Annotated in this window: 19 protein-coding genes and 2 pseudogenes; 17 read left to right on the top strand and 4 right to left on the bottom strand. The window is 45.7% G+C overall.

Annotated elements, in window-relative coordinates:
• Window positions 1-5: 5 nt before the first annotated feature.
• Both hmoA and D368_RS19245 read right to left on the bottom strand, forming a co-directional pair.
• Window positions 6-332, bottom strand: a complete 327-nt coding sequence (gene hmoA / locus D368_RS19250) for a heme-degrading oxygenase HmoA (RefSeq protein ID WP_071391421.1) — start codon at window positions 330-332, stop codon at window positions 6-8.
• 84 nt (window positions 333-416) lie between these two features.
• The gene (locus D368_RS19245; RefSeq protein ID WP_071391422.1) at window positions 417-779 is read right to left on the bottom strand and encodes a VOC family protein; all 363 of its coding nucleotides are present in this window, start codon (window positions 777-779) and stop codon (window positions 417-419) included.
• Window positions 780-938: 159 nt separating this feature from the next.
• Between D368_RS19245 and D368_RS19235 the strand changes: the two genes are divergently transcribed.
• The 9 genes and pseudogenes from D368_RS19235 (at window position 939) to D368_RS19195 (ending at window position 7,731) form a co-directional block, all read left to right on the top strand.
• Window positions 939-1,805 carry an STAS domain-containing protein gene (locus D368_RS19235; protein WP_071391423.1) on the top strand — a complete coding sequence of 289 codons (867 nt, stop codon included), beginning with the start codon at window positions 939-941 and terminating at the stop codon, window positions 1,803-1,805.
• 239 nt (window positions 1,806-2,044) lie between these two features.
• Window positions 2,045-3,116 (top strand): annotated as a pseudogene (locus tag D368_RS19230) (sulfate ABC transporter substrate-binding protein).
• Window positions 3,117-3,131: 15 nt separating this feature from the next.
• Complete coding sequence (gene cysT / locus D368_RS19225) at window positions 3,132-3,968, top strand: sulfate ABC transporter permease subunit CysT (RefSeq protein WP_060674487.1); 837 nt, start codon at window positions 3,132-3,134, stop codon at window positions 3,966-3,968.
• 10 nt (window positions 3,969-3,978) lie between these two features.
• Window positions 3,979-4,842 carry a sulfate ABC transporter permease subunit CysW gene (cysW, locus tag D368_RS19220; RefSeq protein WP_070081481.1) on the top strand — a complete coding sequence of 288 codons (864 nt, stop codon included), beginning with the start codon at window positions 3,979-3,981 and terminating at the stop codon, window positions 4,840-4,842.
• Between the two features lie 13 nt (window positions 4,843-4,855).
• Window positions 4,856-5,925, top strand: a pseudogene (locus tag D368_RS19215) (sulfate/molybdate ABC transporter ATP-binding protein).
• A gap of 118 nt (window positions 5,926-6,043) precedes the next feature.
• Window positions 6,044-6,217, top strand: a complete 174-nt coding sequence (locus D368_RS19210) for a YezD family protein (protein ID WP_003155693.1) — start codon at window positions 6,044-6,046, stop codon at window positions 6,215-6,217.
• 29 nt (window positions 6,218-6,246) lie between these two features.
• Window positions 6,247-6,549 (top strand): FMN riboswitch-binding regulator RibR, encoded by a 303-nt coding sequence (gene ribR, locus D368_RS19205; protein ID WP_128575057.1) that lies wholly within the window; start codon window positions 6,247-6,249, stop codon window positions 6,547-6,549.
• Between the two features lie 90 nt (window positions 6,550-6,639).
• Window positions 6,640-7,284 carry a Bax inhibitor-1/YccA family protein gene (locus tag D368_RS19200; protein ID WP_060674493.1) on the top strand — a complete coding sequence of 215 codons (645 nt, stop codon included), beginning with the start codon at window positions 6,640-6,642 and terminating at the stop codon, window positions 7,282-7,284.
• 177 nt (window positions 7,285-7,461) lie between these two features.
• Window positions 7,462-7,731 (top strand): hypothetical protein, encoded by a 270-nt coding sequence (locus D368_RS19195; protein ID WP_128575056.1) that lies wholly within the window; start codon window positions 7,462-7,464, stop codon window positions 7,729-7,731.
• Between the two features lie 208 nt (window positions 7,732-7,939).
• Here D368_RS19195 and D368_RS19190 read toward each other — a convergent pair whose 3' ends face one another.
• Window positions 7,940-8,452: a MarR family transcriptional regulator gene (locus D368_RS19190; protein ID WP_128575055.1), complete on the bottom strand. Its 513-nt coding sequence runs from the start codon at window positions 8,450-8,452 to the stop codon at window positions 7,940-7,942.
• 150 nt (window positions 8,453-8,602) lie between these two features.
• Between D368_RS19190 and D368_RS19185 the strand changes: the two genes are divergently transcribed.
• Window positions 8,603-9,724, top strand: a complete 1,122-nt coding sequence (locus D368_RS19185) for an FAD-dependent oxidoreductase (RefSeq protein ID WP_128575054.1) — start codon at window positions 8,603-8,605, stop codon at window positions 9,722-9,724.
• Between the two features lie 36 nt (window positions 9,725-9,760).
• Here D368_RS19185 and D368_RS19180 read toward each other — a convergent pair whose 3' ends face one another.
• Window positions 9,761-10,831, bottom strand: a complete 1,071-nt coding sequence (locus D368_RS19180; RefSeq protein ID WP_128575053.1) for a DUF3900 domain-containing protein — start codon at window positions 10,829-10,831, stop codon at window positions 9,761-9,763.
• Between the two features lie 164 nt (window positions 10,832-10,995).
• Between D368_RS19180 and D368_RS19175 the strand changes: the two genes are divergently transcribed.
• The 7 genes from D368_RS19175 (at window position 10,996) to D368_RS19140 (ending at window position 20,866) form a co-directional block, all read left to right on the top strand.
• Window positions 10,996-14,178, top strand: a complete 3,183-nt coding sequence (locus D368_RS19175; protein WP_128575052.1) for a bifunctional cytochrome P450/NADPH--P450 reductase — start codon at window positions 10,996-10,998, stop codon at window positions 14,176-14,178.
• Between the two features lie 464 nt (window positions 14,179-14,642).
• Window positions 14,643-15,236: a hypothetical protein gene (locus D368_RS19170; protein WP_128575051.1), complete on the top strand. Its 594-nt coding sequence runs from the start codon at window positions 14,643-14,645 to the stop codon at window positions 15,234-15,236.
• A complete protein-coding gene (locus D368_RS19165) occupies window positions 15,229-15,540 on the top strand; it encodes a winged helix-turn-helix domain-containing protein (RefSeq protein ID WP_007609957.1) in 312 nt (103 codons plus the stop codon). The genes D368_RS19170 and D368_RS19165 overlap by 8 nt, the downstream gene beginning before the upstream one ends.
• Window positions 15,541-16,431, top strand: coding sequence for an ABC transporter ATP-binding protein (locus tag D368_RS19160; protein WP_128575050.1), 891 nt, complete (start codon window positions 15,541-15,543; stop codon window positions 16,429-16,431). It begins immediately after the preceding gene.
• Between the two features lie 14 nt (window positions 16,432-16,445).
• Window positions 16,446-17,186 (top strand): ABC transporter permease, encoded by a 741-nt coding sequence (locus D368_RS19155; RefSeq protein ID WP_032867543.1) that lies wholly within the window; start codon window positions 16,446-16,448, stop codon window positions 17,184-17,186.
• A gap of 772 nt (window positions 17,187-17,958) precedes the next feature.
• Window positions 17,959-19,887, top strand: coding sequence for a lipoteichoic acid synthase (ltaS, locus tag D368_RS19145; RefSeq protein WP_003155677.1), 1,929 nt, complete (start codon window positions 17,959-17,961; stop codon window positions 19,885-19,887).
• Between the two features lie 214 nt (window positions 19,888-20,101).
• Entirely contained in the window at window positions 20,102-20,866 is a 765-nt protein-coding gene (locus tag D368_RS19140; protein ID WP_003155676.1) for a glucose-1-phosphate cytidylyltransferase, read from the top strand.
• Window positions 20,867-20,870: the final 4 nt, after the last annotated feature.

Genomic DNA, 20,870 nt, shown 5'->3' with positions numbered 1-20,870 from the left:
CTTTATTATTTTTCGTGTACGCCTGTTTTAACGGCTCTGACATGATACATACCGACATCCGTTCCAAGCATATAATCAGGTTTCGGCTTGCCTTGGTTTGCTTTGTGGGCCGCGATGTGGTCTTCGCTTTTTTCCCATTGTTTCCAATGGTCTTCTGACTCCCAGCGGATTAACACGACGACTTCTTCATCACCGCGCCGGACTTTTTTTTCCAGAACCGTTACGTCTATCAAACCTTCCTGCTTTTCAATCACGCCTTTTGAACTGAAGCGTTCGATTACTTTGTCGGCATGTCCTTCTTTTACGGTCATTTTTCTGATTTGCACAAACATCTGGCAGCTCTCCAATCCTTTTCACGCTTTATCCAACATTTTAAATGAAAATGATTCTCAAAGTCAATTGAGATGCCTGACGGATTACGATTTCAGGAGAAAGACATGACCATCCTCATCTTTAAATTGCACGAAGCTGCCCCATTCCATTTGTTTCGGTTCATCTAAAAAGGTGATGCCGTTCTTTTTCATCTGTTCGTATGCGGCAAAGACATCTTCACACTCAAATACGATAGAAGCCTTCATTTGCTCTGACCCTTTCATCATCGATTTCGGATAAATAACCAAATGAGTGGCGGCCCCTTTGGGCGCTACCTCAAGCCAGAAGGCGCCCGGTCCCATCGGATGCTCGGCGACGGTTTCAAACCCCGCCTTTTCCGTCCAGAATGTTTTCGCTTTTTGCTGATCATCAGTGTATACGGCGACTGTCGCGATTTTTTTGATCATCATACTGACCTCCTGTTTCATTTCTTTTATAGTGTATCCTCCTGCCGAAAAAAGCAATCAAAAGCTTTAATGTGCCGGCTTTTTTTAATTTCTCTAGTGCGATCGGCGATTCCGATTTATAATTTAGACAAAAGTACATTCTTGAAAGAGGAGACGGCAGTGAACAAAGACCAATTACTTCATGATTATATTATTACACATTCGGCAGAGCTGACGGAAAAATGGCTCAAGCTGAGACGGAAGCTGAGAGGGCGTTTTTATTCTGCGAATCAATTAAGTGAGGAAATGAAACGGCTGCTGATCGAGCAGCATACCTTTACAAACACGGTCATCGCAAGCGCTTTTTTGGAAGATCCGGCCGTTTTTCAGCATAATAAAGACAAATGGGCCGCACAGGTAGCGAAAAGCAGAGTGGAGCAAGACGCGGAGGTTCATGAGGTCGTTGAGGCGATCGGCAATTCAAGAACCGTCTTTTGGGAGGCGGTCACCCGTTTTATGGATGAGCATCAGGACATCGTAACAAATGAGGATGCCCGCCGCTGGAATCACCTTGTCAACGGCTCGTTTGATCAGCTGATGACGGATTTTACTGAACAGTTTCAGAAATTAATGATCGCGAGGCTGTCATCTCAGCAGGAGCTTATTTCCGAATTGAGCTGTCCGGTTATTTTAATCGCGGATACGATCGGCACTCTGCCGCTCATCGGCGCGATTGATACGAGACGGGCGCGTGTGATTTTGGAGTCGGTGCCGGAAAACTGTGTCGCCAAACGGATCACAAACCTTGTGATTGATCTGTCCGGTGTGCCCATTGTCGATACGATGGTGGCGCAGCAATTGTATATGCTGTCGAAAACGTTATTTCTCCTCGGCATCAGAACCGTGTTTTCCGGCATTCGGCCTGATGTGGCACAGACTTCTATCCAATTGGGGCTTGATTTTTCAGAGTATCAAACTTACGGCTCCCTGGAGCAGGCGCTCGCCAGCATGGGTGTCACATGTGTGATCGAGGAAGCAAAAGCATAGAAAAAAGGTGCTCCGGCCAGAGGCGGGGCGCTTTTTTTGTCAGCGGAAAACAATTTAAATATTCTAAAACTTAGTTGACAGCTGGGGATAGTTTGAATTATTCTTATACACATCGAACCGGCACAAATAGCTGATCGTACACAAACGAAAGCTGGCCGTTCTGCCCAAATCTGATACCGGTATAATTGCCCATCAGTCAACTGAAGGCATATTATTTCCCTTTTTTGAAAGGGGATAATATGCCTTTTTTTATGCGGAAAAAGAGAGGAGAAATCAGGCACATGAAAAAAACAGCGGCATTTTTAGTATTGATCTTATTGGCAGGGGCGCTGTCAGCCTGTCAATCTGAGTCCGGCAGCGCGTCATCAGACGGAAAGACCGTTCAGCTGCTGAATGTATCGTATGATCCGACACGGGAGCTGTATAAAGAGTATAATCAGGCCTTTTCTTCCTACTGGAAAAAGAAAACGGGTCAAGATGTAACCGTTCAGCAGTCGCACGGAGGTTCGGGGAAGCAGGCCAGATCCGTAATAGACGGACTCGACGCTGATGTCGTAACGCTTGCTTTAGGTTATGACATTGATTCGATAGCAGAAAAAGCCCGACTCATTGATCAAAACTGGCAGTCACGTCTGCCGGATCAATCAACTCCTTACACGTCAACCATCGTATTCTTAGTCAGAAAAGGGAATCCGAAACACATCACTGATTGGGCTGACTTGGTGAAAAAGGACGTTTCGGTCATTACGCCCAATCCGAAAACATCGGGCGGAGCCAGATGGAACTATTTAGCGGCATGGGCATATGCCGATGAAACGTATCATCATGACGACACGAAAATCAAACAGTTTATGAAAGACCTCTACGGCAATGTGGAAGTGCTTGATTCAGGGGCGCGCGGAGCCACGACCAGTTTTACAGAAAGAGGGATGGGGGATGTGCTGATCGCCTGGGAAAATGAGGCCTATCTCACACTGAAGGAATTCGGCAAGGAGAAATATGAGATTGTCAATCCTTCAATCAGCATTCTGGCTGAGCCTCCTGTCTCTGTTGTCGACAAAACCGCCGATAAAAAAGGAACAAAAAAAGCGGCTGAAGCATATTTGTCCTACCTCTACAGCAAAAAAGGGCAGGAGATCGCCGCGAAGAATTTTTACCGGCCCCGCGATAAAGAGGTTCTGAAAAAGTATGAAAAACAATTCCCGCAGATTAAAACGGTGACGGTCGAAAAGGAATTCGGCGGCTGGAAAAAAAGCGCAGGAAACCCATTTCAATGACGGCGGAACCTTTGACAGCATCTATGAGAAATAGAAAGAGGAAACGAGTATGAGAACGTTACTTTTCAAAAAAACAAAACCGTCCGTGATTCCGGGGTTCGGATTAACGATGGGATTTACATTTTTATATATGGCCGTTTTGGTTATCGTGCCGCTGTCCATGGTGTTTTTTCATACGATGTCAATGGGGCCCGGGGACGTCTGGCATATCATTTCTGAGCCGAGGGCCGCGGCTTCCTATCGGCTGAGCTTCTTGACGGCGGGCTGCGCCGCTTTGATCAATGCGGTTTTCGGCGTTGTCATCGCCTGGGTGCTGACGAGATATGACTTTCCGGGGAAAAGGCTGGCTGACGGCCTGGTTGATCTGCCGTTTGCGCTGCCGACCGCCGTCGCAGGCATTACATTAACGGCAATGTATTCACCGGACGGCTGGATCGGACAGTTGTTTCCTTTCCGTATTTCCTTTACACCGATCGGCATTGTCATCGCATTGACGTTTATCGGGCTGCCTTTTGTCGTCAGGATGGTTCAGCCCGTCTTAGAAAATCTCCAAAAGGAAACGGAAGAAGCATCTGCGTCACTTGGAGCTTCGAAATGGAAAACCTTCCAAAAGGTCATTCTGCCGGAGCTTTTTCCTTCTATTATATCGGGTTTCGCATTATCTTTTGCCCGCGCCCTCGGGGAGTATGGTTCTGTTGTATTTATCGCGGGCAATATGCCGTTTAAAACCGAGATTTCCCCGCTGATCATTATGACGAAATTAGAGCAATACGATTATGCCGGGGCAACAGCTGTTGCGGCAGTCATGCTTGTCATCACATTTTTCATTTTATTCATCATCAATGGATTGCAATGGCTCACCGCGAGAAAATACGCAGGAAGGTAGGGGATATGCCATGCAGCTGGAAACAGCGAAAACAGCCGTGCCTAAGCGGGAGATACGGGAATCACCCGTTGTGAAATGGGTGCTGATCTCAGCAGTTCTGCTCTTTTTGTCCATATTTTTAATCATGCCGCTTGCATTTATATTTATTGAAGCTTTTAAAAAGGGAGCGGAAGCATATATCCTCTTTGTCACGCATCCGGATTCCCTTGCCGCGATGAAATTGACGCTCCTCGTCGTTTTTATCACGGTTCCGCTGAATACGCTGTTCGGCGTCGCCGCGGCGTGGGCTGTGACCAAATATGAATTCAGGGGGAAAAGTCTGTTTATGACACTGATTGATCTGCCGTTTGCCGTGTCTCCGGTAATCGCGGGCTTAATCTTTGTCCTTTTGTTCGGGCTTCACGGCTGGCTTGGTCCATTTTTACTTGATCACCAGATAAAAATCGTATTCGCAGTCCCGGGAATCGTGCTTGCATCCTTGTTTGTGACGCTCCCTTTTATCGCCCGGGAATTAATACCGCTTATGCAAAGCTTGGGAAATGCTGAAGAAGAAGCGTCCGTCACCCTTGGTGCTGGTGGCTGGAGAACGTTCTGGCATGTGACGCTGCCTAATATCAAATGGGGGCTGATCTACGGCGTGATTTTGAGCGCGGCCCGGACAATCGGCGAATTCGGCGCCGTATCAGTCGTTTCCGGTCATATCAGGGGTGTTACCAACACGCTCCCGCTTCATATCGAAATTTTGTACAACGAATATCAGTTTACGGCCGCTTTTGCGGCGGCCTCCGTCATGTCGGTTTTTGCGATTGTGACACTGTTTTTGAAAAACATCATTGAATGGAAAGCCGGTTATCGTTCTGTTAAAGCCGGATGAGGAAGGAGTCATTATGGAGATTACGATCGACAGTATTTCTAAGCATTACGGAAACTATCAGGCATTGCGGGATATCAATCTTCACGTCAATAATGGCGAGCTGGTTGCGCTTCTCGGCCCGTCAGGCTCAGGCAAAACGTCATTATTGAGAGTCATTGCCGGCCTCGAGCAGGCAGATGGGGGACGTGTCCTGTTCGGAAAACAAGATGTGACGGATACGCATGTAAAAAGCAGACATGTCGGTTTTGTGTTTCAGCACTATGCGTTATTCAGCAAGATGACGATTTTTGAAAATGTCGCCTACGGATTAAAAGTCCGTCCGCGAAAGCAGCGTCCCGCCAAAAAGGAAATTGCCGAAAGAGTGAGAGAGCTTCTGGCGCTTGTGAAACTGGAACCTTATGAAAAGCGCTATCCCTCGCAGCTGTCAGGCGGACAGAGACAAAGAGCCGCCCTCGCACGCGCCTTGGCCGTAGAACCGAACATTCTGCTGTTGGATGAACCGTTCGGCGCGCTTGACGCCAAAGTAAGAAAAGAGTTAAGGCAATGGCTCAGACGGCTTCATGATGAATTCGGCATGACAAGTATTTTCGTCACTCACGACCAGGAAGAAGCGCTTGATGTGGCCGACCGCATCGTCATTATGAATGAAGGTGCGATTGAACAGATCGGAACGCCGCAGGAGGTGTATGATCACCCCGCAAATCCGTTTGTGTACGACTTTCTCGGCAGTGTCAACGTATTTGAAGGAAGAGTGGAGGAAGGAAAGCTGATCACCGGAAACGCAGCAATACCTGTCGGGCATGCTGATCAGGACAAGGGGATCGCTTATGTGAGGCCGCACCATTTTACCGTAGAAAAAAACCGTCCGGTCTGCATTCATTTGAAGCAAAGGCGGCTCATATCCGCGCCATCGGACCGTCCGTCAGATTGGAAGCCGTCCGTACCGACACAGGCCAGCACTTGGAGATTGAGCTCTCAAAAGAGCAATATGACGCCTTGGGGGCGGGCGTCGGCGACACGGTTTATGTCAAAGCGAAGGAAGTGAAAGTTTTCGCAAAGAAAACATATCCGAAAATTGTGTAAATGCTGTTGATTTCTGAATGAAAACATAATAGTATAATTATATATTTCTTATCAGAATAGTATGAATTAAAACACTCATTGTCAAAAGACGAACGGCCAGACATAAAGGGGGAGCATGATGACGTCCAAAGGAAACGTAGATCCGCATGTGATCGAAAAGATTATCAGTGCGCTGGAAACGCTCGATTTCGGGACTGTTCAGATTACGGTTCATAATTCCCAAGTGACACAAATTGATAAGGTGGAGAAATATCGATTTTCCCTGAAGAGCAAAGAAGTAAAACAATCTTAAAAAACAGCCAATGACAGGAGGCGGTACATATGAAGCATTCAACTGTTCCTTTCCGGGAGAGCCGGTATCTGCACCTGCCCGAAGTGCGCTTTCTGCAACGGTGCACGAAGCAATACGGCATAAATAAAGGCGTGCTCAATACAATTGACGGCTGGTTTTATGATGCGGGCGTCATTCCGATTCCCGTCAGGCGTCTTTATGTGCTGGCATTCCTCGATTTCGTGAAAACGCCGGGGCAGAAGGGGAATATCCGATTCGGGCACGGCGGATTGACGAAAAAACTGCATGATTTCATGGATATGCAGGAGTGCGCAGCAAAACGTCAGGCCTGACATCCTTAAAATCTTCTTAAAATCATGCAAATTTCTCCCATTTTATTTATAATAGACCTATCACCATCATTTTTTGGGAGGACTTTTGACATGCAAACTGCTGCTTATGAGAGCAAACAATCTATTATGCAGCGCATTATAACGGTATTTGTGTTTACACTGTTAGTTGCGACAATCGGCCTGTATACGGGCCAGTTCATTCCGCCGGCATTGATGCTGCCGCTGTCGATCTTAGAGGTCGTCATGATCATCGCCGCATTTTGGCTGCGCCGAAAAAAAGCCGTCGGATATGTGTTTGTCTTTTCATTCGCTTTTATTTCCGGAATGACGCTGTTTCCGATCATCAGCCATTATGCGTCCGCAGCCGGAGCCTATGTCGTATTGGAGGCATTCGGTTCTTCGTTTGTGATTTTTGCGGTGCTCGGTACGATCGGCGCTAAGACGAAAAAGGACTTGTCGTTTTTATGGTCCTTCTTGCTTGTCGCTCTTATCGCGCTTCTCGCAGTGGGGATCTTTAATATTTTCAGCCCGCTGAATTCCGCCGCCATGATGGCGTATTCCGTCATCGGAACGATTGTGTTTTCAATGTACATCTTATACGATCTGAACCAGATCAAGCACCGGGACATCACGGCTGACCTGATTCCTTTGATGGCATTGACGCTTTATATCGACTTTATCAACTTGTTTATCAACCTGCTTCGGTTTTTCGGGATTTTAAACAGTGATGATTAACCGCGCGGAAAAGGCGCCCTGCTAAGAGGGGTGCCTTTTGTTAATTCTAAGAGTTTTGAATTTTTAATCTCATAAGCCATGAGATCCCCTTTGTCATACGTTTGCCAGCTAGAAGTGAACGGAGGGTTTGTCATAATAACAAACCTGTTTCAAAAAATTTGAAAGGGGAAGGATATTATGCCTTGTAGTACAGATTATGCAACATATGTATTGAGAGTTTGTACCGATGCGGATTCTTATTCTGCAAAAGCTACTTCCATTGATTGTGTAGCATCATATGGGGGCGGGACAATCGCAACATTTGATTATTCCATGACAATTGATGTTTGGAACGGTTCAAAATGGGTGGCTAATGAAACAAAGAAAGGTTCTTTTAGTCACTCAACACCTAAAAAAGTATTTAAACTCTCAAATCAAAAATCGTTAAAAAAGGATCAAATAGTGTGAGAGTGAGGTTGAAGACTAAAAATCGATATACAAATGTAACTTCCAGCATTAAAACACCTGCATTTATAGTGAAGAGAAAGTAATTTTAAAATTATTTCTTCTGAAACAGCCTGAACAAACAAATGTGCAGGCTGTTTTTTTATAACCCTCATCTTTTTACTTCAATTTCCATCTCGTGGAAATTCGCCTTTGTTTTTACGATACTACTTTATGTTCTGTCTCCGGAAAACAGCAGAAGCTTATCAAATAATATTTCAAGCATTTTTGTCAATTCCGCTTTTTGTTCAGCGGTGAAGTTTTCCATGACTCCTGAAATATTGGAGAAGTGGCCGGGAAGAAACAGCATCAGCTTTTCTTTTCCTTCCCTTGTGAGTTCGATGCTGATTTTGCGTCTGTCGCCGGTATGCCGGCTGCGGTTTACAAAGCCGTCCCGTGCGAGTCCGTCGATCAATCCGGTGATGGTCGCTTTGGTGACATTGGATTTTTTCGCCAGCTCCGTCGGACTCAGGCTGTGGCCGGGTGCGTCAAACAGAAACATTAAAATTTTGAATTTCCCTTCGGACAATCCGTGACTTGAGAAATAATGCTCCATGACCTGATTCATTTTTTTAGACATATCAAATAACGTCAAAAATGTTTTCAATGATTCAGCATCCATATCGGCGTAAATCTCAGCGCGTCCGGCAATCTGCGAGTAATCCGGCAAATGTCTCAACTCCATTTTTGTAAGCCTCCGTACCATTTTAGTGATTCAAAGTATAAGCTTGCCGGATTCAAAAGGCAACCTATAAAGATTGACAGTTTTTCAGCCTATATAGTAAGGTGGCTAATAGTTAATGAATGATAAATAAATAGAGAAGGCGGTATCGTGATGAACCATGAAGTGAAAAAGATCATCATAGCGGGCGGAGGGATCGGCGGCCTGTCCGCAGCGATTTCTCTCGGCAGAGCAGGTTTTGAAGTAACCCTTTGCGAGGCGGCGTCCGACATGCGAAAAAGCGGAGCGGGCATTCTTCAGCCTCAAAATGCGCTTCGGGTGCTTCGGGAAATCGGTGTGTATGATGAATGCTGCCAACACGGCTTTCAAACGGAATGGCTGAAGCAGCATGATGAAAACGGAACGCTGCAGTTTAAAGTGAGTGAGGCGTTTTTAGATGATACATTGCCGGGGCGGAATAATATATTGCGGCAAACGTTAAACGATATCCTCAGCAAGCATGCTGAAGCGGCGGGAGTCACGATTCTGCCCGGTAAAAAAGTCGTGTCTTACGAAGAAACGGCAGATGAAATAACGGTGCATTGTGGAGACGGAACCGCGATGACGGCTGACATTCTCGCCGGCTTTGACGGCATCCGCTCCGCTGTCCGCGATCACATGCTGCAAAGGGAAGTGAAAACAGAGTATCTCGGCATGGGAGCGCACAGATTTTACATTTCTTTTCCCGAGCCGATATTTCATGATTCGACACTGATGTATAAAAAAGGGCAGACGCAGGTCGGGGTCGTGCCGCTGTCTGAAAAAACAGGATACGTATTTATCATCCGGCCGTATGACGCTGACTTCAGGGATGATGAGGACACACGTTTTGAACGGGTGAGAGACTTGCTGCGCGGAATTCCGGGAGTAAAGTTTGTGACAGAGAATATGTCAAGGGAATATCCCGTTTTGTTTCATAAGATTGAGCAGATGGCGGTCAAAGAACCGTGGCACAGAGGCCGCGTCGTTCTGGGCGGGGATGCCGTCCATGCAGGAGCGCCGACATTGGCGCAGGGAGCGGCGATGGCGATTGAAGACGCGATTGTGCTTAGTGAAGAACTGCAAAAGCACAAAAACTATGAAACTGCATGTCAATCATACTTTGAAAGACGGGCGGAGCGGGCATTACAGGTGCAGAATCTCTCATCTGAAATCGTCCGCCGCGAGATAAAGGGAACGCCCGGCGTCCAAGACATCATCGGTGAATGCTATCGATTGCTCAAAGAGCCTTATTAAATAAAGAAAGTCCAGAACATGGCGTCTGGACTTTTGTCAGTCTTGCTCAGATTTATTCCGTATCCGCTCAATCACCTCATGCAGCCCCTCAGGCTTGTGAAACTCCACCGGCGAACTGCCTTTTTCAAACGAGATCGTCTCCGCCTCAATGAGCGCGACATAGCGCCCGTTCACTTTTGCGAGATGGATGGATTCGCCGAAATCAGCCAGTAATCCTTTAATCTCTGTTTCTCCGACTTTCATTTTCAGCTCGGCTTCCGGCGTGTGTTCAATGATCTGCGCGGATGCCTCGATGACTTGATGGGTGTCGAGTCGCTCCTGAATTTCCCGCTTTTCACTCGCTTCCCAAATTTCAATGTCGTGCTCAAACTGCTGAAGCTCTTCGCTGTTTTCTTCAAAAGTTTCATACACGTGCTCCTGCACCATGTTCATGACTTGGTTTTTCATGATTTCTGGCATCGATTCGCCATATTCGACAAATTTGAGAAAATCTTCGAAATAACGGGCGTGCGAGGCCTGGTGGATTTTCAGCTCATGCTCTTCCGTCATGCCTTCTTCCGGCATATACGGATATTGAATGCTTTTCATGTTTTTTGTCGTGATGGCCATTTCGACCTTTTTAATGAGAGACGAGGCGTCTGAGATGCGGGCGACCTTCGGCTCGAAATCGCATTTCATCATAAAGACGAATTTGTCCTCAAAATATTTGCGCGGAACGGCCGATGCCACGATAAAAACACCGCCGCGCACGGCGCTCGTGTCAAGGTAAGTGCGGACGAACTGCTCGCTTGCCTCGATAAATGCTTCCTTCGTATCCGCAAGTCTGGCGCGGTTGAAAAGGTTGTAATTCGGATTTGAATCAAGCTCATGGCTCGGCTCCGTGATAAAATGGCCGATTTTTGTGGGGACCTGCTCGGATTGCGGATGCCGTTCGGCTTTCCGTTTGACGATTTTCTTCAATTCCCCGTCAAGAAAATCCTTCAGCTCGCTTTCTTCAAATTCTTCCGTGTCAAGGGTCTGGAAATGTTTGAACTGTTTGTTTGCCTGTTCGTCTTTTCCTTCCACTTGAATGACGTAAAACGATAAAAACTTGATTTCAAAATCCATATGTGAACTCACCTTATTTCTGTATTTAACAAGCCTCTCCAGTATAGAAAAAACCGTTATCGATCGTCAATCCGATGATTGATCCGTGACGGCGGATAATCGGCCGGTGAAAAGGGCAATGTAGTTGGAAGGAACGCATCAACGTGTTAGAAAGGGTGTTATTCATGAAGGAAACAGGTCCGATTCCGCAGCCGAAGACATTCGGCCCGCTCGGCAATCTTCCTTTGCTTGATAAAGACAAGCCTACAATGTCGCTTATCAAACTGGCAAACGAGCAGGGGCCTATTTTTCAGCTGCATACGCCGGCGGGCGCCATTATCGTCGTGTCCGGCCATGAACTGGTGAAAGAGGTTTGTGATGAAGAGCGGTTCGATAAAAGCATTGAAGGGGCTTTGGAGAAAGTCCGGGCGTTTTCCGGTGACGGGCTGTTTACAAGCTGGACGCATGAGCCTAACTGGCGAAAGGCGCATAATATTCTGATGCCGACCTTCAGCCAGCGCGCGATGAAAGATTATCATTCGATGATGACTGATATCGCGGTGCAGCTGATTCAAAAATGGGCTAGGCTGAACCCGGATGAGGCCGTTGATGTGCCTGCTGATATGACCCGCCTGACGCTCGATACGATCGGGCTTTGCGGCTTTAACTATCGGTTTAACAGCTATTACAGGGAAACGCCTCATCCGTTTATCAACAGCATGGTGCGCGCCCTTGATGAAGCGATGCACCAAATGCAGCGTCTCGATGTTCAGGATAAGCTCATGATCAGGACGAAGCGCCAATTTCATCATGACATTCAGGCGATGTTTTCGTTAGTAGACAGTATTATCGCAGAGCGCCGGTCAGGCGGACGGGATGAAAAGGATCTGCTGGCCAGAATGCTGAATGTGGAAGACCCGGAAACGGGCGAAAAACTTGATGATGAAAATATCCGGTTTCAAATTATCACGTTTTTAATTGCCGGCCACGAAACGACCAGCGGCCTGCTTTCCTTTGCCATCTATTTTCTGCTGAAACATCCCCGTGTTTTGGAAAAAGCCTATGAAGAAGCCGATCGGGTTTTGACCGATCCCGTTCCTTCTTATAAACAAGTACTGGAGCTTAGTTATATCCGAATGATTTTGCAGGAGTCATTGCGCTTATGGCCGACCGCGCCTGCGTTCAGCCTTTATGCGAAAGAGGATACGGTGATCGGCGGGAAATATCCGATCACGCCGAAAGACAGAATTTCCGTCTTAATTCCCCAGCTTCAACGTGATAAAGACGCGTGGGGAGACAATGCGGAGGAATTTTATCCGGAGCGGTTTGAACATCCTGATCAAGTGCCTCACCATGCGTATAAGCCTTTCGGAAACGGGCAGAGGGCGTGTATCGGTATGCAGTTCGCCCTGCATGAAGCAACTCTTGTTCTGGGGATGATTCTGCAGCATTTTACCTTTATCGATCACACCGATTATGAGCTCGATATTAAACAGACACTGACGATTAAGCCCGGCGACTTTCATATCCGGGTGCGGCCGAGAAACAAAGGAGCCGTTGCGGCAGCTCTCCCGGCGGCTGAAAAAGCGGCGGAAGACGTCGAAAAAGAAAAACGGGAAACAAAAGGCGCATCCATTATCGGGCTTGATAACCGACCGCTTCTGATTTTGTACGGCTCAGATACGGGAACCGCAGAAGGCGTGGCGCGGGAACTTGCCGATACTGCCGGGATGCACGGCGTCCGGACTGAAACGGCGCCTTTAAATGACCGGATCGGAAAACTGCCGAAAGAAGGAGCTCTCTTGATCATTACGTCCTCTTATAACGGAAAGCCTCCGAGCAACGCGGGACAATTCGTTCAATGGCTTGAAGAAGTCAAACCCGGGGAGCTGGAAGGTGTCCGATATGCCGTCTTCGGCTGCGGTGATCATAACTGGGCGGCGACATATCAGGCTGTGCCGAGACTGATTGATGAGAAGCTTGCCGAAAAAGGGGCGGAACGCTTTTCTGCCCGAGGCGAAGGGGACGTCAGCGGCGATTTTGAAGGAAAGCTTGATGAATGGAAAAAAAGCATGTGGACGGACGCCATGAAGGCATTCGGTCTCAAGCTGAATGAAAATGCCGAAAAAGAGCGAAGTGCGCTGGGTCTTCAATTTGTCAGCGGGCTTGGCGGGTCTCCGTTGGCACAGACGTATGAAGCGGTTTACGCATCCGTTGCGGAAAACAGGGAACTTCAGGCGCCGGAAAGCGGCCGGAGCACAAGGCATATTGAAATCACTCTGCCGAAAGAGGCTGCCTATCATGAAGGGGATCATCTCGGCGTGCTGCCGGTAAACAGCAAAGAGCAGGTCAGCCGTGTTCTCCGCCGGTTCAATCTGAACGGGAATGATCAAGTGCTGCTGACGGCCAGCGGACAGAGCGCGGCTCATCTCCCGCTCGATCGGCCGGTCAGGCTGCATGATCTTCTGAGCAGCTGTGTCGAATTGCAGGAAGCGGCATCAAGGGCCCAAATCCGGGAAATGGCCGCTTATACGGTCTGTCCGCCGCACAAACGGGAATTGGAAGATTTTCTTGAGGAGGGCGTCTATCAGGAGCAAATCTTAACATCGCGCGTCTCAATGCTCGATCTCCTTGAAAAATATGAAGCGTGTGAACTTCCGTTTGAGCGATTTCTGGAGCTTTTGCGCCCGCTGAAGCCGCGGTATTATTCGATTTCAAGTTCGCCGCGGAAACATCCCGGGCAGGCCTCAATTACCGTCGGTGTCGTTCGCGGCCCCGCCCGGAGCGGTTTGGGTGAGTATCGCGGAGTTGCTTCGAATTATTTAGCGGACCGCCGCCCTGAGGATGGTATCGTGATGTTTGTCCGCACTCCGGAAACACGATTCCGGCTGCCGGAAGATCCGGAAAAACCGATTATTATGGTCGGTCCCGGCACAGGAGTCGCCCCGTTCCGCGGATTTCTGCAGGCCCGCGCGGCGTTAAAAAAAGAAGGAAAAGAGCTGGGCGAGGCTCGTCTGTATTTCGGATGCAGAAACGATCATGATTTTATTTACCGTGATGAGCTTGAAGCTTATGAAAAAGACGGAATCGTGACGCTTCATACGGCTTTCTCCCGCAAAGAAGGCGTACCGAAAACGTATGTGCAGCACTTAATGGCGAAAGACGCCGGCGCTTTAATTTCCATCCTCGGCCGGGGAGGGCACCTCTACGTATGCGGCGACGGTAGCAAAATGGCGCCCGATGTAGAGGCAACGCTGCAAAAAGCGTATCAGTCGGTCCACGAAACAGACGAACGGCAAGCGCAAGAATGGCTTTTGGACCTCCAGACAAAAGGCATTTACGCAAAAGATGTTTGGGCGGGGATTTGACCAATGTGATGAAAAGGACTGGATGACTCCAGTCCTTTTTCCTTCAATAAAATGAATTGCTTTCCAATCGATATACATTCGGCTTGTCCAACCACACCTGGTCAAGATATCTTCCCTGCTTGACTCCCGGACCTTCTATTTTGGTCATTTCTAAAACCTGCAGAAATTGTCATCAGAAGTGTGGCTTAAAAGTTTTACCATATGTTCCTCCGTTAGCCAGAAATTCAGACAGCCCTTGCATGCTATCTATTGAGTTGAAGATCAGCAGGCTTCTCTTTTTTATTAGGATGCTTATATAAAGGACGTCTCATGCTGTAATGGAAGCATACCGGCGCAAAGAGTCCCATCTGCTGTTCCCAAGACTAAATAGTTGCGCCTATTTTGGATAAAACCTCTTTACAAATATATGGAATTAGAATATACTCTGTTTCACAAAGTACTTTGCGAAAAGAGGAGCCTGTCTTATGTCAAATCAGAATTTTCGTGAATCAGATATAGCCGAAAACCTATCTCATATCAAGGTCTTGACGAATTACAAGACTGAGTACTCAAGGCAAACCAGTCCATATTTCATTATTTGGGGCTGTATATGGATTATTGCGTATTCCGTTTCTTTATGTAAGGTACCTTCTGTAGTCCTCGCTTGTGTATGGTTTATACTGGCAATAGTAGGATGGATACTAACTTTGAAGACATATCTTAAGCAGAAACAATTTGATCCTATGCCCACTTTTTTAAAGAATCAATTAAAATATGCATGGATTGGATTCAGCTTCATGGTATTCATTTTTGTTTTCCTGATTTTAATGGGATTATTGCCGCGAACAGGAGAATTTCTATCATTTTTGATTGTTTTGATGGTGTCTATTATGTACATATTCTTAGGCATCGTGTTAACAAAAGAGATTTTTGTTATGGGGTTTTGGCTGAGCATACTCGGTATGCTTACATTCTGTTTATTTCCTGAGGCAATGAATATTGTTTTTGCATTTATTGGCGGAGGCAGCCTATTACTTACAGGAATGATTTTGAAAAGAAAAGGGCAAGGAAATGAGTAATGTTAACAATATCAATGATTTAATACATGCCAAAGTACGGTTGGGAATTATGAGTTTACTGATGACTTATGATCAATGTGATTTTACTTTCCTGAAAAAGTCATTAGACATCACAGATGGGAATTTAGGTTCGCATCTGAAAAAGTTAGAAGATGCAGCTTATATAGAACTAACCAAGAAGTTCGTATCCAAAAAGCCGAAGACTATTGTTCAGATTACGAAAGAAGGGAAAGCAGCCTACAAGGAGTACATTAATACGATTGAATCCATATTTAAAATAAATAACAGTGGGGGAATGGTGTAAATGCTGCAAGTTGAACATATAAGTAAGCGCTATGGCACGACTCTGGCTTTGGACAATGTTGCTTTAACAATTCCGAAAGGAGTCTGCTATGGACTTGTTGGACCGAACGGATCCGGCAAATCTACCTTAATTAAGATCATCTCGCGCATCATCCGGGAATATGACGGTAAGGTTGAATTTGTCGGTAATGAAAATGGCAGATTGGGTTATGTTCCACAGGATATCAGCCTTGAAGAAAAATTAACCGCAAAGACCAACATGGAATTTTTCGGAAAGGTGCATGGACTGAATGGCTTAAAACTAAAGCAAACAACAAAAAAACTGTTAGAAGATATCGGGTTGTCAGAAAGGACAAACGACGTTGTGGAGAACTTTTCCGGAGGAATGAAGCGCCGTTTAAATATCGGGTGTGCATTAATGCACGATCCAGACTTAATTATTCTAGATGAGCCGACGGTAGGCGTGGATCCGCAATCACGCCGATACATTTTTAACATCGTAAATCGTCTCAAAAAAGCCGGTAAAACCATTATTTATGTGAGTCATTACATGGAAGAGATTGAAACTCTTTGTGACTATGTAGCTTTTATCGACAGAGGGCAGATTATCGATGAAGGAGAAATAAATGAACTGCTTAAACGACATGAAGAATCATCTATTATGTTTAACTCCTCATTGTCTCATGAATTAATAAAGAGCCATGGTTTTGAGTTTTCAGTCGTTAATTCAGGGCTGATAATAAAAACCAAAGAACCTTTAGAAACCATGGAGCACTTAATTAGGATCAGTAAGGAAAACAATATTGTGCCTCATCAGTTGTTTTTATATAAGCCAAAATTAGAAGATGTATTCTTTAAACTTACCGGCACTGATTTGCGTGATGAAGAATAAAGGGGGAATTTATCATGTTACCGCTCGCTCAAATTGAAACGCTAAAACAGTTAAAGGATAAGTCTCTGTTTTTTTGGACGATCATATTACCCATTGTGTCCATCATATTGCTGATTGAGCTATTTACGACAGACAGTACAAACAAAACTTTAGTAGCTTCTCAATCCGTAACCGGTATGAGCGTATTCTTTTCTACATTCATTATTATCTCCATCGTTATAAGTTTTGTAAAGGATCGGGAAAAAGGAATTGTATCAAGACTGGCAAGTACCCCTTTAAAGCCTTATAACTTCTTCTTAGGAAAAAGCATTCCTTTTTTAGTCATAACTTTTATGCAAATTCTTCTTCTTTCTGTTTTAGGAATATTTCTGTATGATATTGAAATTAATAATTTTCCGGCGTATCTGTGGGTTGTTGTATTGATATCTTTACTGGTTACATCCTGGGGAGTTGCCATTTCAGTCTTTGCAAAGACTGAAAATACCGGCTTGGTCATGACAAATGTGATTGCATTAGGTACCGCTGTTGTATGTGGTTTATGGACCCCTTATGATCAATTGCCAAGCTATCTTCAAACTATTGGAATGCTCTTTCCTCAGTACTGGGCGCATCAAGGGTTAATTCAATCGGTCTCGACGATATCGGGAGGAGAAAGTCTAATATGGGTAACCCTTGTTGTACTGAGCTATACAATACTGGGATTTATAGTTTCTCTAATTGGATACCGGCATTACATTAAAATGGCAAGAAATTAGACCGCTGAAGAATGGGTCATTAAAACGCAGCTGGGACTAAAAGGAGAGCGGGAAATGATAAGTGAAAAACTAAAACTGTATGTCGAGGCTCTATTTAAAAAGTACGAAAGAAATTCGTTACTGAGCAGAAAAAAACGGAGCTAATTCCTTTATTGGCGGGTTTGATGAAACCAGTTCACAATTTTTTTCGCTAATGAGAAACAGAAATTTGCAAGACGCCTTAAGGACCAGTGTTGGAGAACAGTTTAAGCAGTCACAAATGCCAGCTCTGCTGCATGGTTGGATTATAAAAACAAAAGGTATACGTGAAGAAAGCATTTTTGTATATCTTTAGAGTCTAAGCGATAATTTGACAGGGAAAGGACTGGATGACTCCGGTCCTTTTTTTACATCAGCCAAAAAAACCTTCAAGTTTTTCAGTCCCTTTGCATACAATAACTTCAGCCCGCCTGTTGGGCGGCTGTCTTTGATATTCATTTTTCGTTTTTAGAAGTTTGTGTTATTCTTATATTTGGTATCTCCTATTTTCAGACCGGGTCTGATACGGTACCTTTTAATGCCAGAAAAAAATGTGAAACGAAGAACGGATATCCTGCGTCTAATGGCTGGCGGGATAAGATGTTCAATGGGCATGACACGAATGATAAATATATCGTTTTTTAAAATGGTGTGTTTATGGGGCTGTGTGATGCTTTCGTTTTGCTCGGAAAGCAGGAATTGAAGCAAAAAGTAAGAATACAGATTTAAAGTGTTTAGGAAAGTAGAGGTTGCCATGAAGAAATTATTTTCTTACAGACTTAGTTTTTTTGTACTGGCTATTATTTTGTTTTGGGCCAAAACGTATTTAGCCTATCATGCTGAATTCAACCTTGGGGTGAAGGGTCCGACGCAGCAGTTTCTGCTTGTGATCAATCCGTTCTCAAGCGCCATTTTCTTTTTAGGACTGGCATTGTTTGCGAAAGGCCGCAAATCAGCGATTATCATGGTGATTATTGATTTCATCATGACGTTTATTTTGTATGCAAATATCCTATTCTATCGATTCTTCGATGATTTCTTGACATTCCCGAACTTAAAGCAATCCGGTAATGTGGGAAATATGGGAGACGGCATCTTCAGCATTATGTCCGGCCATGATATTTTATACTTTGTTGATATTATTATTTTAATCGCGCTTCTGGTGTGGAGACGTGAGCTGAAGGAATTCAAGCTGAAAAAACGGTATACGTCATTAATTATCGTGACGGGTATTGTTTTGTTCTTCGTGAACCTGGCGATTGCCGAAGAGGACCGCCCGGAGCTGCTGACAAGAACGTTTGACCGCAATTACATTGTAAAATACTTAGGCCTTTATAATTACACGATTTATGACGGCGTACAGACTGCGCAGACGGAATCCCAGCGGGCATATGCCAGCAGCGATGACCTGACGAGCGTTGAAAACTACACATCGTCGCATTATGCGAAGCCGAACGCCGAGTATTTCGGCAAGGCCAAAGGCAAAAACATCATTAAGATTCACCTGGAGAGCTTCCAATCGTTTTTGATCAACTACAAACTTGACGGAAAAGAAGTCACGCCGTTCCTGAATAAACTCGCCCGCGGCGGAGAGGACATGACGTACTTTGATAACTTTTTCCACCAAACGGGCCAAGGTAAAACATCTGACGCCGAGCTGATGATGGATAACAGCCTGTTCGGACTGCCTGAAGGGTCAGCCTTCGTGACAAAAGGGGAAAACACGTATCAATCGCTTCCTGCCATCCTTGACCAAAGTGAGGGCTATACAAGCGCCGTTTTACACGGTGACTACAAATCATTCTGGAACCGTGACCAGATTTACAAACATATCGGCTACGATAAATTCTTTGACGCCAGCACATACGATATGTCTGATGACAACCTTGTCAATATGGGACTGAAGGATAAACCATTCTTCAAAGAATCCATTCCGAAGCTTCAATCGCTGAAACAGCCGTTCTACGCGCATTTGCTCACGCTGACGAACCATTATCCGTTTACGCTTGATGAAAAAGACGCAACGATCGAAAAAGCGAAAACGGGCGACGCGACTGTGGATGACTATTTCCAGACGGCGCGTTATCTCGACGAGGCGCTTGAACAGTTCTTTAAAGATCTGAAGTCATCCGGTTTATATGACAACTCGGTGATTATGCTTTACGGAGACCACTACGGAATCTCTGAAAACCATAACCGCGCGATGAAAGAAATTCTCGGCAAAGAAATTACGCCTTATCAAAACGCGCAGAATCAGCGTGTGCCGCTTATGCTTCGCATCCCTGGCAAAAAAGGCGGGGTGAACCATACGTACGGCGGTGAAATGGACGTTGTGCCGACGATCCTTCACTTGGAAGGCATCGATTCTAAGAAATATATTAATTTCGGCACCGATCTCTTCTCGAAAGACCATGATGATACGGTGACGTTCCGTAACGGAGATTACGTCACGCCGAAATATACTTCCATCTCCAATGTCGTATACGATACGAAGACAGGAAAAGAACTGAAAGGCAATCAGGAAACGAAAAACCTGAAAGCCAGAGTCACAGAGCAGCTGAAGCTGTCTGACAGCGTGATGTACAAAGACTTGCTCAGATTCCACAAATTGAGCGACTTTACGCCGGTTGATCCGTCTAAATATCATTACGGCAAAGAAAAGCTGAATCAGGATAATAAATAATAAAAAGAGCCTTACGGAATTTCCGTGAGGCTCTTTTTTTTGTGTATCTTCACCAATCTGAAAAAAGAGAGAGCTTTTGGTCACAAAGGGCGCCAATCTCTCATATCTTACAGTAGATTTTGAAACCGGTGATAGAGAATCGGACAAATTATCGGGTTGGTTTCTCTTATACGGGCGGTTTCGAATCCAATATTCACAGAGAAGAGGGGTAGAGATGAAAGCAGTCATTCTCTGCGGCGGAAAAGGAACGAGAATGAGCGAAATCACCAATGAACGTCCCAAACCGCTCGCCATGATAGGCGGCAAACCGATTCTATGGCATATTATGAAACTCTATCAATACTATGGCGTGAACGAATTTATCCTGCTTCTTGGTTTCAAAGGAGAGATGATTAAGGAATATTTCTTAGATTATGACTGGAAGAATCACAGCATGACGCTGGACAGCTCTACCGGAGAAGTGCGGATATTGGGAACATCCGAGCCGTGGAAAATCACTTTTTTAGACACGGGGGAACACACGCAGACAGCGGGGCGGCTTTTACAGGCGAAGGACATCATCGGTGATGAAACCTTTCTTATGACGTACGGGGACGGACTGGCCAACATCAACCTGTTTCATCTGATCAGCTATCATCAATCAAAAGGGGCTGCGGCGACCGTCACCGGTATAGAAAAGACCTCGCAATTCGGAACGCTGACGGTTGAAGACGGTATGGCGAAAAGCTTTTCTGAAAAAACCTCAAGTGACGGCATCATCAACGGCGGATTTTTCGTGCTCAGCCCGAAGGTATTTGATTATCTGCCGAAAGACAGGGACGTCATGTTTGAAGAAGAACCGCTGAAGGAGCTGGCAAAGGACGGCGAATTGGCGGTATACCGGCATTACGGTTTCTGGACGGCGATCGATACGTATAAAAACCTGCTGGAAATCAACAAGATGTGGGACCGGGGACAACATGTATGGAAGGTATGGTGATCAA

Origin of the sequence: Paenibacillus lentimorbus NRRL B-30488 (assembly GCF_000411595.1) — a bacterium.
Classification (GTDB): Bacteria; Bacillota; Bacilli; order Bacillales; family Bacillaceae; genus Bacillus; species Bacillus velezensis.
This window is presented reverse-complemented; position numbering and strand designations above follow the sequence as displayed.